We start from the raw sequence: 12238 nt of genomic DNA on the forward strand, positions 1-12238 counted from the left end.
TTCACCTCGTAATTTCGAACGCATTATAAAGGAATTCTTTTTGTGACGTAACACCAAAAGCAACCGTTTGCGTCATTTTTTTTGTCAAATTTGAAATACAGCCACATTAGCGTGGTCGCCGACACTTTTTCATCCGTTTTTGATCTGAAACTTTGCCAATATGGCCGCCTTTGATATAAAGGCAGTAATTGATGTAAGAGATCGCTCATAAATGCCAAAGTATTATCTGATTCAGCTTCATCGCTCATTGTCCATTTTCCTACTCACTCTTTTTGTCGTCGGTTGCCAAATCGATTCAGATCCTAAAAGCGAGCTTGACCATATTCGTGAACGTGGCGTATTGCGAGTGGGTACGTTGAACAATCAACTCTCCTACTACATTGGCCCAGATGGCCCTGCAGGGCTGGACTACGAACTAGCACGCGAATTTGCCAATCAGCTTGGGGTTAAACTAGAGATGAAACCCGCTTATCGGTTGTCTAGTCTCTTTCCTGCACTGAAAAATGGGGAAATCGACGTTGTTGCAGCAGGGTTAAGTCAATCGAATCAACGCTTGAATGAGTACAGAACAGGGCCCGCTTATTACTATGTCAGCCAACAAGTCGTCTATAAGAAAGGCAACTGGCGTCCAAGAAATTTAAAACAATTACTGGAAAAACAACCGGAACTGATTGCTGGGCATGAAGGTGACAGCGTTTTTTCTATCGTGAATGAATCCCACTTTGAAAATACGCTCAGCGACATTAAACAGATCTACCCAGAGTTTCAGTATAATGTGAATAATAACGCCGACGTTAACGACCTTTTAAAACAGGTTTCGAATGGCGAACTGCTATTTACCATGGCTGATTCGGTCGAAGTCTCGCTGTCCCAGCGAATCTACCCTGACTTAGCCGTCGCCTTTGAATTAACTGAAGATCAGCCCATCGCTTGGTATATGCGTCGTTCTGAAGATGAAAGCTTATACGCCTTGATGATTGAGTTTTTTGGCAACCTTAAACAATCTGGTCAATTAGCGGCCTTAGAAGAGAAATATATTGGTCACGTGGGCACGTTTGATTATGTCGATACGCGCGCCTTTATTAGAGCACTCGATGTCCGCTTACCAAAATGGGCCCCTCTTTTCCAACAATATTCTGACGAGTTTGATTGGCGATTGATTGCCGCCTTAGCTTATCAAGAGTCTCACTGGAATCCGTTAGCTAAATCCCCCACCGGGGTCCGCGGTATGATGATGTTGACTCTCCCTACGGCAAGAAGTGTTGGTGTCGCCAATCGACTCGATCCGGAACAATCGATTCGTGGTGGTGTCGAATACCTGCGTCGGATGGTACAGCGTATACCAGACTCCATCCCAGAACATGAGAAAATTTGGTTTGCTCTCGCCTCCTATAACGTCGGCTATGGGCATATGATGGATGCAAGACGCTTAACCAAGCAACAAGGTGCGAACCCTGATTCATGGACTGAAGTCAAAGAACGCCTCCCTCAACTGAGACAAAAGAAATACTTCAGCCAGACTCGATATGGCTACGCGCGAGGTGACGAAGCCAAGGCCTACGTTGAAAATATTCGTCGCTATTATCAAAGTATTATTGGCCATGTTGATCAACAAAAGCAGATAGACAATAGTTCAGGTACTGATGATTTGGTTGTGATCAGTATTGAGGAGGAGGAGGCCGCGTTAGAAGCTATGGAATCGGCCGATGAGGCGCAGGATAATCAGTATCTCGACCCCGTAGCTCAATAAGCATAGCAATAGCTAAATCTTCCACGTTGAACGAAAATTGCACACTTGATTTCCAAGTGTGCAGCCCATACATCAAAACGTGAAAAAGATCGTTTCCTAAGTTTCATATTACGGTAACAATCCTGCACTATAAAGGCAGATTAAGATTGTCATAAGGCACCCTAAACCATTAGGGATCATTGTCAAAACTCAGCAGTAGGAGGTTGTTTATGCTTAAACGTAAAAAGCTATCAAAACACCTTAATAAAACGGTGGCAGCGAACCGTCGTAAACGTATGTTATCCAATAATAAAAAGAAAATTATCTGGCGTAACCGTGCATTTATGCAATTAATCTCTGCTTAACCTTCAGCGGCAAACATCTACTCAAAGTGGATGTTTGCTAAAGCCCATCACTCTGTTGCTTATTCCGCTGTTTTTCCGCCTGTATCTCTGCGCGTCTTCGTCTAAAAAAAGATTGCAGTTGCTCCCGACACTCCTCTTCTAACAATCCTTTATCGACCGTCGCGTAATGATAGGAGGCTTGGCTTTCAAATAAATTCAGCACCGTACCGGCCGCCCCAGCTTTGAGATCTGGAGCGCCAAAGACAATTCTTTTGACTCGGCTATGCAGCAGTGCGCCTGCGCACATTGGACAGGGCTCTAAAGTGACGTATAAGGTAGTATCAAGCAAACGATAATTTTGTAACTGTTGACCTGCTTGACGCAGAGCCTGAATTTCAGCGTGCGCTGTCGCATCATGTTGACTAATAGAGGCATTCCAACCTTCAGCAATTATTTCGCCATCTTTAACAAGCACAGCGCCCACAGGCACTTCACCTGCTTGTTCTGCAAGATTGGCAAGCGCGATAGCTCGGCGCATAAACTTTTGATCTTGAACGGTAAACTGTGTATTCATATATCCTATTTTCTCTTTCACTAGCCTTTGCCGTTAGCGGACGATAGCCGTTCTGCCAGAAAATCCACCAGCAGCCTAACTTTTGAGGACAAATGGCGATTTTGTGGGTATAAGGCCCATACACCTTCACGATCATCTCGGTACTGATGCAACACTTCTTGCAACTCACCCGAGAGCAAATACGGCTCTACATAATAGTCGGGCAATTGTACGATTCCAATCCCTTGCAACGCAGCATTCAATAACGCCACACCGCTGTTGCATTTAATTTTTCCTTTAACACCTATTTCACGAGAGCGTTGCTGATCCTTAAATCGCCAATAGTTCATAGTGCCTTGTAAACATTGGTGATGAACCAACTCTGACAATGAATAGGGGGTGCCATATTCCACCAAATAGTCAGGGCTAGCGCAGACAAACAGTTGTCGGTTGGATAACTTTTTGCCAATAAAACTCGAATCATCTAACTGCCCTAATCGTACAGCGACATCAATTCCTTCCGCAATCAGATCCAATTTTTGGTTAGTGAGTATCAGTTCCAACTCCAATTGAGGATGTAACTGCAAAAACTCATGCAGCAAAGGCGCGACTTTCTGCTCACCATAAGTCACCGGAGCGGTCACTTTCAGTAAACCTGACGGCGTTTGCTGCATCTGCGTGACAGCAAGATCAGCCTGCGCTAAGCCTTCAACCAATTGCCGACACTGATGATAATAGAGTTGACCCGCTTCGGTCAGGGAGACTCGCCGCGTGGTACGTTGCAACAACTTTACCGCCAAGCGCTCTTCTAATAGCGCAATACGTCGGCTGACATTCGCTACTGATGTCGATAGTTTGTGCGCTGCTGCGGTAAAACTTCCAGTTTCAGCCACCGCAACAAATTCATGAATGCCTTCCCAACTCGCCATCTTAATTATTACTGATAAGTAAAAGTGATTCTTATTTTAGACCGATTATCAAATTTCAAGAAGGGAATATACTGTCACTCTCCCCAACTGACTTGAAACTTCAAGTAATGTGCAAAGGAAAATCTTATGTCATCACATCAATTCATTAAATCTCGCGCGGCGATTGCGTGGGGGCCAAATCAACCACTAAAAGTCGAGGAGGTTGACGTTATGTTGCCCCAAAAAGGCGAAGTGTTGGTGCGTATTATTGCGAGCGGCGTTTGCCATACCGATGCCTTTACGCTATCTGGTGAAGACCCTGAAGGGATTTTTCCGGTTATCCTCGGCCACGAAGGTGGCGGTATCGTTGAGAGGATTGGTGAAGGGGTAACCAGCGTCGAGGTAGGAGATCATGTCATTCCCTTGTACACCGCAGAGTGTGGTGAATGCAAATTCTGTAAATCAGGTAAAACTAACCTGTGCCAAGCAGTACGTGAAACGCAAGGAAAAGGATTAATGCCGGATGGCACTACACGTTTCTATAAAGACGGCCAACCCATTTTCCATTATATGGGTTGCTCCACCTTTTCTGAGTATACCGTGTTGCCAGAAATTTCCTTGGCTAAGGTCAATAAAGCGGCGCCATTAGAAGAGGTCTGCTTGCTCGGTTGTGGTGTCACAACGGGCATGGGCGCGGTGCTCAATACGGCCAAAGTTAAACAAGGTGATACTGTGGCCATCTTTGGCCTAGGCGGCATCGGGCTTTCCGCCATTATTGGCGCAAGAATGGCCGGTGCCAGCCGTATTATTGGCATTGATATCAATGAGAGTAAGTTTGAGCTTGCTACTCAGCTTGGTGCAACGGACTGCCTGAACCCGAAAACTCTGACTAAGCCAATCCAAGAAGTGATTATTGAGATGACTAATGGCGGTGTTGATTTTTCTTTTGAGTGCATCGGTAACGTCAATGTGATGCGCCAAGCATTGGAATGCTGTCATAAAGGCTGGGGAGAATCAGTCATTATTGGTGTGGCTGGCGCGGGCCAAGAAATATCAACTCGCCCTTTCCAATTAGTGACGGGCCGGGTATGGCGAGGTAGTGCATTTGGCGGCGTAAAAGGCCGCTCGGAACTGCCACACATTGTCGAGCGCTATCTGGCAGGCGAATTTGGTTTGCAAGAGTTTATTACCCATACCATGGATTTAGAGGATATCAACCAAGCCTTTGATTTAATGCATAAAGGCGAAAGTATTCGTTCTGTGATTCATTTTGACCAATAAGCCTTAATAGTCAGCCCTTTTCTCTTAAAGGGCTGGGTGGGGAAACTTGCTATGCACATTGAAAACATTAGCCAAACCAAAGTATTTGAAGGCTGGCATAAACAGTACACGCATTCATCACAAGTACTAGGGTGCAGTATGCGTTTTGCTATTTATCTTCCACCTCAAGCGGCCTATCAATCGGTTCCGGTGTTGTATTGGTTATCCGGCTTAACATGCAGCGATGAAAACTTCATGCAAAAAGCTGGCGCATTTCAAAGCGCGGCTAAGCTCGGTATCGCGATTGTTGCCGCCGATACCAGCCCAAGAGGTGAAGGTGTTCCTGACGACCCGCAAGGAGCGTATGATTTTGGCCTTGGCGCAGGATTTTACCTCAACGCAACTCAAGCGCCTTGGGATAAGTACTACCAAATGTACAGCTACATTGTGCAAGAACTTCCAGCCTTAATAGAGCAATATTTTCCCGTAAACCAACAGCGAGCGATTGCAGGACACAGTATGGGTGGCCATGGTGCATTAACCATCGGATTGAAAAACCCTCAACGCTATCGCTCGATTTCAGCCTTTAGCCCGATAAGCAACCCAATACACTGCCCTTGGGGGCAAAAAGCATTTCGCCACTACCTTGGTAGTAACCTGCAAGATTGGAAACAATACGATGCGGTTGAATTGCTCACCACTCACTCATCATCCTTACCCATTTTGGTTGACCAAGGAGAGGAAGATCCGTTTTTACACGAACAGCTTAAACCTGAACGCTTACTCGCCGCTGCACAAGCGAGCAATAGCCCACTCTCGTTAAGAATGCATAAAGGTTATGATCACAGTTATTTTTTCATTCAAAGTTTCATTGATGATCACTTAACATTTCACGCGCAACATCTGTACAAATAAGATTGAAAAAGCCCGCGATACACTCGCGGGCTTTTAATTCAGACTCGATAAATAACGTTAACGCTACAAGCTGTATGTGTAAGGCGCTTGCACCCCTAGCGGAATACCAAAAGCCCAGTAAGCGAGCAGGAACAGCGTCCAACCAATCAGCATCGCAATGGAGAAAGGCATCATCATTGAAGCCAAGGTGCCAATGCCCGTCGATTTTACATAACGTTGGCAATACACCACGACTAATGGGAAGAAGACCATCAGTGGAGAGATAATGTTAGAAACCGAATCGCCCACGCGGTAAGCCGCTTGCGATAGCTCGGGAGAAATCCCTACCGCCATCAGCATAGGTACCAGAATTGGACCAATCAATGCCCATTTTGCCGAGGCCGAACCTACCAGCAAATTAACGCTAGCCGTGAGTAAAATCATCCCCACAATCGTTGCTTGGCCGGGTAAGTCCATCGCTTTTAGGCCTTCGGCGCCATACAGTGCCAACATAGTACCAATATTAGATTGACCAAACGCTGATAAGAACTGAGCACAGAAGAACGACATCACTATGTATGCGCCCATCGTAGCCATGGTGCCAGACATCGCTTTTATCACGTCATTACTGTTTTTAAAGGTGCCAGCCACTCGGCCATACACAATTCCCGGAATAATAAACAAGATAAAAATCAAAGGAACGATCGACTTCATCACTGGCGCAGAAAAGGCCGTTAGCTCACCATCAGGCGAACGCAGTGCTGAGTTTTCTGGGATCAAAGCCGCTACTAGTAATGCAATACCTACCACCATTGCCCAGCCAGCAAAACGAAATGCTCTCGATTCAGTTGCGCTGAATGTTCCTAGATCAGGCGCTATTTCCGCATCTTCATCGACAGGCATATTCGCTAGACGAGGTTCAATAATTTTCTCAGTCACATACCAACCAATCGCAACGATGATCACCGAAGATAAACCCGTGAAGAAAATGTTCGCCAGCGGATTCACTATGTATTGAGGATCCAAAATTTGTGCGGCGGTTTGTGTAAAACCAGCGAGCAAAGGATCAATACCAGAAGGGATAAAGTTCGCTGAAAAGCCACCAGAAACACCAGCAAATGCGGCTGCAATACCGGCCAGTGGATGACGCCCTGCCGCATGGAAAATAATCCCACCCAGAGGAATAACCAATACATAACCAGCATCAGCAGCCGTATGCGACACTATCGCCACCAAAATCAGCATCGGTGTTAGTAGTTTCGCTGGCGTGAAATTTAGCATTTTCTTAAGGCCTGTAGTGATAAACCCTGAAGAATCAGCCACTCCCACACCGAGCATGGCAACCAGCACGATACCTAGCGGCGCAAAGCTGGTGAATGTGGTCACCATATTGGCTAGAAAACTCGCGAGCGCTTTACCTGTCAGTAAGTTATTCACTTGCAGTGCTTCACCCGTTCGAGGGTTGGTCAAATCAAATGTCACATTCGATAACAGTGCCGATGAAACCCAAACAATAATCAGTGCCCAGAAGAACAAAATCGCAGGGTCAGGAATTTTATTTCCTGCATGTTCAATAAAATTTAAAAAGCGATCCATACCGCTCGGCTTCGGAAATGGTGCTTGTTTTACGACTTGGTTACTCATTCGTAACTCCATATGTGATGTTGCTGCTGTAGGCCTATATCAATTTATTTAGCCGACCTATTAATCGTCGGTTATTCTATAAAAAAGCCTCAACCAAAGCACAAGCTTCTACAGTTTTTTACAAAAATGGGGACATATTTTGCAAAAATAGCATTCCGCCACAACAATCCAAACACATTCTTATGCTCTTTTTTCCTACAAATCAGTAACCAATTTGCAAAATCAAATATTTCATTTTTGTATAAGCATCGAGACGCTAATCAAACTCACTGAACTGCGAAATCATGGTTTTCAGCTCAACCGACTGCTTATTTCCCTGACGATCATGCCAATAGGACTCAATATAAATGGTTTTCAGTGAGCCCGATAAAGAGACCGTTGGTACTGACCAACTGAGTGTATAAAAGGGATGTGAGTTATCTTGTCCGTTAACAATATCACTATCAAAATTCGCTGGCGTGAGAGTAGAAATCGCGGCAGAAGCGCCACGGCTACGAAACCATTCCAACTTTTGTTCGGCCAAATGTAGTGCTTCGATACTATGAACGGCAAAATCCGCCTTTTGCTCAACCAACACTTGCAATTTGACCAAACCCAGTGCCCCAACACCAATTAGAACAAACGATATCATCACTTCTATTAGGCTAAATCCTTGCTGCTTAGAGATCATTCCATGAACCTTTTTGCCATCTAGGTGGAACCGAAAAGGAAAAGCTGTTTTCAATATCACTGTTATATTGCAAACGTAGCGAGTTATAAAATAGTGCTATCTGACCTTGGGTATCAAAGGCCATTCCTCCGGTAAATTGAAAAGATCCCGACTGTAAGTAGGTAGCGTGCTTTGGCGTCAAGGTGGTAGCGCTGCCGTACAATGTTTTTATCGGTGCATCAAAATTAGCATTGAGATCCGCGATGAGTTCAGTATCAAATCCATTCCAATTTGCCGTATCAGCGGCAAATCCACTGTTAAAGTGAAAGAGCACCCCTTGAATGCTGCCACTCCCTCGAATCCCTAATACACCATTATGCACCAGCAAAAAAAGGTAAGTTCCAGGATGAGCATTTTGTATGGTTGACATTGTATCAATCGATGCTTGGTTCAGTTGACAACTGCCATCAATCCATACTTGATTGGGCTGACCAAGAACCAAAGCACCTTTAAATTTCGAAACACAATCAACATCACCACTGGTCATTGTGTAACTCAAGAACTTAAATTCAGTATCGTCGCGTGCTTTTTCCCATTCTCCCCGTTCGTAACCAAAGAGATCTTTAAATGGGTTTAGCGTTTCATCTCGGTAAATATCATTTTTGACATTGACTGCTTCATAAAGACCGCTACTATTTTTCCAAATACCGCTTTGTGAACTACTGTTCGTTTTATGCGTCGGCGCGCAATCGGCACTATTGTCAAAAACAGCGCTTGGTTTTTGAATAGCACTCCCAACACCATTATTTGTCACTCCCGCCGTAGCAATAACATATTTAGCAACGGCGATAGCCGCGCATTCATATTTCCCATCACTATTTTTGGGCCCGGGATCTGGTGGAGAAATAAGTGTAGAGCCAAACACTATTAAGTCTGAAGTAGAACGAATGGCTCCTGGACTTCTCCCACGTTGAAACAGAATGTTCTTTTTCAACGTCGTCATTTGATACTGGGACATAAGTGTACTGGCGTTAGTAGGGTCTGCAGAGAGGTACGTTAACTCTAAATCGACACACAAGGTATTGAGGTTATTGGGAATTGAACTATTTTTATTGTTCACAATATGGCTATAACCACACTCAAGCCCCCCTTCTGCTCGCCAATGCTGTTGCCTCGCTTGCACCTCATTTTGTGCTCGTTTGATCTGAAAAAAGAGCGAACGGTAGGAGCCTAATGCCACCACTAAAGCGAGCACCAACAAAAGCGTGGTGATCAATAACGTTACAGCGCCTTGCTGAGCTTGCTTCATTACTGCCAATTCCTTTGTTTTATTGCCACTCCAAATGATGTTGATACACGGCTATCCCCCACCAACTCTGCTGCCATAGAGATCGTCATGTAGGCTGAGCTCACACCATTCGCCGCTAATGATGCTCGCTGGACTTGAAAATGAGTCACATTAATCTGGTTAGTATCAAAAATAGCAGAGCAACCAGCCGTCGCTTGGGAAACGGTTTTGGCCCCTGAAATCACAGACGTCGGCCTGTCACAGACACCCAACGCGCCAGAAGTCATGACAAACCCAACATTTCTGATCTGTTTCGTTGCCCCCGTATCATCAAGGTAGGCATACGCGAGCGTTGATTGGTCGGCCGAAACAAAAACGATATCATCGCTATCCAGTAACGTGAGTGAGTTACCATGACCGCCATCATAACCTGCACGTTGAATATCTTGTTTGAGGTATTGCAGCGCGCCCGTCACTTGTTGCAGTAGCAGTAGCTCCTTGCCTCTTTCGGTCGCTACCTTCTGCCCAGTAATGAATACGGAGCCGATAATGGCTATCGCAATTAAGCCAAGCATGGATGCCACCATGAACTCAATTAACGTTGCCCCCATCTGCTTGGTTTCAGCGATATGAGCTTTATAGGTATGCTTTTTTGCTCTCGGTATGTTAGCTGCACTGCTTAAAACCAAAATAGTCTCCTCCATTACCACATAGGCGCATTCGTCCTGAAGGTCTATAGGTCGTGAATTTGAGTGCACCTTGGTGTGTTGAAAAGTCAAGGCTCCCATTTACAGCTCGGCCATTAATGGCTTCAAAATGGATCTGATTTGACGGGTAATTCACCCCCAATTCAATATTTCGATAAGGTTGCCCCGATAGCGATGAAATCACTTGCCCCCCGGGATAGGTTCCTGAATTAGTCAGCACGATTTGCCATTCACCTTGGCTATTAACCGAACCCGACATGACAATATGCGCCCATAGCGGCTGCTTTCTCATTACTGCTTCCGAACGGGCGCTCATCATCAAGCCATTAATCTCACCCGCTAAACGTTGCATCTTTTGCGTATCACTGACTTGTTTGAAATTGGGAGCCGCTATCGTGAGTAAAATAGACAAAACGGAAACCGTGATAAGCAGCTCAAGTAAAGTAAACCCGCGAGCCATTTCCCAAATTCCTATGTAATTAAAATATGAAACAAAATTCACCTTGCGCGAATGCTATCACCTAATAAAAATAGCGGCTAAATCAACAAGGAACTCCACGTGATGATTCGAAATTCTAAATGCAACAACCACAACCGGCGGTCGTTCGGGATGACATTGATCGAATTATTGATTGCGGTTGTGATTATTGGCGTACTGTCTGCAATCGCTTATCCAAGTTATACCAAGCACGTTTTAAAAGGGCACCGAACCACCGCACTCGCCGATATGGGGAGAATTCAACTGGAACTGGAGCATCACTACGATAAGGGTTATGACTGGAGTGGGATCATTTCAGGGGGAAATTGCGTCATCTGTGAAAGCGATGCTGAACGCTATCAGTTTTCAGTCGCCAGTTCCGCAACCAGTAGCTACACCATCACCGCGACGGCGCAGAGCACCAGAGGCCAAGACAAGGATGAATGTCTAACCAGCGATAAGGTCATGACATTGAAATCAACCAACGAATCCGCACCAAGCGCATGCTGGAAATAGAACACCACAAAGGTTCAGTTTGTGAGGGGAGGAGAAAGTCATCCTGTATCAGGAACGAATAAGGCCTGCATTGCAGGCCTTATTGGATAGATAATAATTCAACAGTGAATTAGCTGGTTAAATCATCGAAGAACTTTTTCACGCCATTAAAGAAACCTTCCGATTTAGGCTTATGCTTATTTGCCGCTTCACCACCGCAAGTTTCTTCAAATTCACGTAATAGTTCTTTTTGACGCGCGCTCAGTTTCACAGGTGTTTCAACCACGAGTTTGACAACCAAATCACCGATCGCCCCACCGCGTACGCCTTTCACACCTTTACCACGCATACGGAACATGCGCCCTGTTTGCGTCTCTTCTGGTACTTTCAAGTTTACACGACCATCGAGTGTTGGAACTTCAACTTCACCGCCAAGTGCCGCCATAGCAAAACTTACAGGGACTTCACAGTATAAGTTGTTGCCATCGCGTTCAAAAATGTGGTGCTCTTTGACGTGAACTTGTACGTACAAATCCCCCGCTGGAGCGCCCATTTCTCCCGCTTCACCTTCGCCAGATAAACGAATGCGATCGCCCGTATCCACACCGGCTGGAATTTTAACATTAAGCGTTTTGGTTTTTTGCTTACGCCCCTGTCCATGACACACGTTACATGGGTCTTTAATGATCTTACCTTTACCATGGCAAGTCGGACAGGTTTGCTGTACAGCAAAAAATCCTTGGCGCATCTGTACTTGGCCGTGACCATGACAGGTTCCACACGTTTGCGCAGACGAGCCTTTCTTCGCGCCAGTACCTTCACAAGAATCACAATGGACCAGTGTTGGCACTTCAATCTCTTTCGAACAACCACGAACGGCCTCTTCTAAAGACAGTTCCATGTTGTAACGCAAGTCAGCACCACGTTGTGCACGCGCTTGACCACCGCCCCGGCGACCACCACCGAAAATGTCACCAAAGACATCACCGAAGATATCGCCAAAATCAGCACTGCCGCCACCAAAGCCGCCACCGCCCATTCCGCCTTGTTCAAAAGCAGCATGACCGTACTGATCATAAGCCGCTTTCTTTTGCGAATCGGTTAAAATTTCATACGCTTCTTTTACTTCTTTAAACTTGTCCGAAGCGCTGTCATCCCCTTGGTTTCTATCAGGGTGAAACTTCATTGCTAGGCGCTTGTACGCCTTTTTAATATCGCGCTCAGAGGCATCTCGGCCTACGCCTAATACTTCGTAAAAATCACGTTTTGACATCTTCTTCGTCACCAAT

Annotated in this window: 13 protein-coding genes; 5 read left to right on the top strand and 8 right to left on the bottom strand. The window is 45.5% G+C overall.

From position 1 onward, the window contains the following. Positions 1–211 precede the first annotated feature (211 nt). Both mltF and AACV20_RS17105 read left to right on the top strand, forming a co-directional pair. Positions 212–1750, top strand: coding sequence for a membrane-bound lytic murein transglycosylase MltF (gene mltF, locus AACV20_RS17100; RefSeq protein WP_013857418.1), 1539 nt, complete (start codon positions 212–214; stop codon positions 1748–1750). A gap of 209 nt (positions 1751–1959) precedes the next feature. Further along, complete coding sequence (locus AACV20_RS17105) at positions 1960–2094, top strand: hypothetical protein (RefSeq protein WP_254917022.1); 135 nt, start codon at positions 1960–1962, stop codon at positions 2092–2094. A gap of 37 nt (positions 2095–2131) precedes the next feature. Here AACV20_RS17105 and tadA read toward each other — a convergent pair whose 3' ends face one another. Together tadA and AACV20_RS17115 are read right to left on the bottom strand one after the other, a co-directional pair. Then, on the bottom strand, positions 2132–2647 hold the full coding sequence (gene tadA / locus AACV20_RS17110; protein WP_170907691.1) for a tRNA adenosine(34) deaminase TadA: 516 nt from the start codon (positions 2645–2647) through the stop codon (positions 2132–2134). A 20-nt stretch (positions 2648–2667) separates the two neighbouring features. Beyond that, on the bottom strand, positions 2668–3555 hold the full coding sequence (locus tag AACV20_RS17115; protein WP_170907692.1) for a LysR family transcriptional regulator: 888 nt from the start codon (positions 3553–3555) through the stop codon (positions 2668–2670). A gap of 126 nt (positions 3556–3681) precedes the next feature. Here AACV20_RS17115 and AACV20_RS17120 point away from each other — a divergent pair, with 126 nt between their 5' ends. Further along, the gene (locus AACV20_RS17120) at positions 3682–4815 is read left to right on the top strand and encodes an S-(hydroxymethyl)glutathione dehydrogenase/class III alcohol dehydrogenase (protein WP_170907693.1); all 1134 of its coding nucleotides are present in this window, start codon (positions 3682–3684) and stop codon (positions 4813–4815) included. Between the two features lie 51 nt (positions 4816–4866). Beyond that, positions 4867–5709 carry an S-formylglutathione hydrolase gene (fghA, locus tag AACV20_RS17125; protein ID WP_170907694.1) on the top strand — a complete coding sequence of 281 codons (843 nt, stop codon included), beginning with the start codon at positions 4867–4869 and terminating at the stop codon, positions 5707–5709. A gap of 63 nt (positions 5710–5772) precedes the next feature. On the opposite strand, the gene AACV20_RS17130 is transcribed toward fghA, so the two are convergent. The 5 genes from AACV20_RS17130 to AACV20_RS17150 form a co-directional block, all read right to left on the bottom strand. Next, positions 5773–7332, bottom strand: coding sequence for an AbgT family transporter (locus AACV20_RS17130; protein WP_170907695.1), 1560 nt, complete (start codon positions 7330–7332; stop codon positions 5773–5775). Positions 7333–7588: 256 nt separating this feature from the next. After that, a complete protein-coding gene (locus AACV20_RS17135) occupies positions 7589–8002 on the bottom strand; it encodes a type IV pilus modification PilV family protein (RefSeq protein ID WP_013857425.1) in 414 nt (137 codons plus the stop codon). Beyond that, the gene (locus AACV20_RS17140; RefSeq protein ID WP_094134194.1) at positions 7992–9299 is read right to left on the bottom strand and encodes a hypothetical protein; all 1308 of its coding nucleotides are present in this window, start codon (positions 9297–9299) and stop codon (positions 7992–7994) included. Before AACV20_RS17140 ends, AACV20_RS17135 begins: the two co-directional genes overlap by 11 nt. Next, the gene (locus AACV20_RS17145) at positions 9290–9958 is read right to left on the bottom strand and encodes a PilW family protein (protein ID WP_094164459.1); all 669 of its coding nucleotides are present in this window, start codon (positions 9956–9958) and stop codon (positions 9290–9292) included. Before AACV20_RS17145 ends, AACV20_RS17140 begins: the two co-directional genes overlap by 10 nt. After that, on the bottom strand, positions 9936–10436 hold the full coding sequence (locus AACV20_RS17150) for a GspH/FimT family pseudopilin (protein ID WP_017043370.1): 501 nt from the start codon (positions 10434–10436) through the stop codon (positions 9936–9938). Before AACV20_RS17150 ends, AACV20_RS17145 begins: the two co-directional genes overlap by 23 nt. 102 nt (positions 10437–10538) lie before the next feature. Here AACV20_RS17150 and AACV20_RS17155 point away from each other — a divergent pair, with 102 nt between their 5' ends. Beyond that, positions 10539–10970 carry a type IV pilin protein gene (locus AACV20_RS17155; RefSeq protein WP_026028109.1) on the top strand — a complete coding sequence of 144 codons (432 nt, stop codon included), beginning with the start codon at positions 10539–10541 and terminating at the stop codon, positions 10968–10970. 109 nt (positions 10971–11079) lie between these two features. Here AACV20_RS17155 and dnaJ read toward each other — a convergent pair whose 3' ends face one another. Then, a complete protein-coding gene (dnaJ, locus tag AACV20_RS17160; protein WP_026027474.1) occupies positions 11080–12222 on the bottom strand; it encodes a molecular chaperone DnaJ in 1143 nt (380 codons plus the stop codon). Positions 12223–12238: the final 16 nt, after the last annotated feature.

The organism is Vibrio sp. B4-6 (assembly GCF_963888245.1).
Taxonomy (GTDB): Bacteria; Pseudomonadota; Gammaproteobacteria; order Enterobacterales; family Vibrionaceae; genus Vibrio; species Vibrio anguillarum.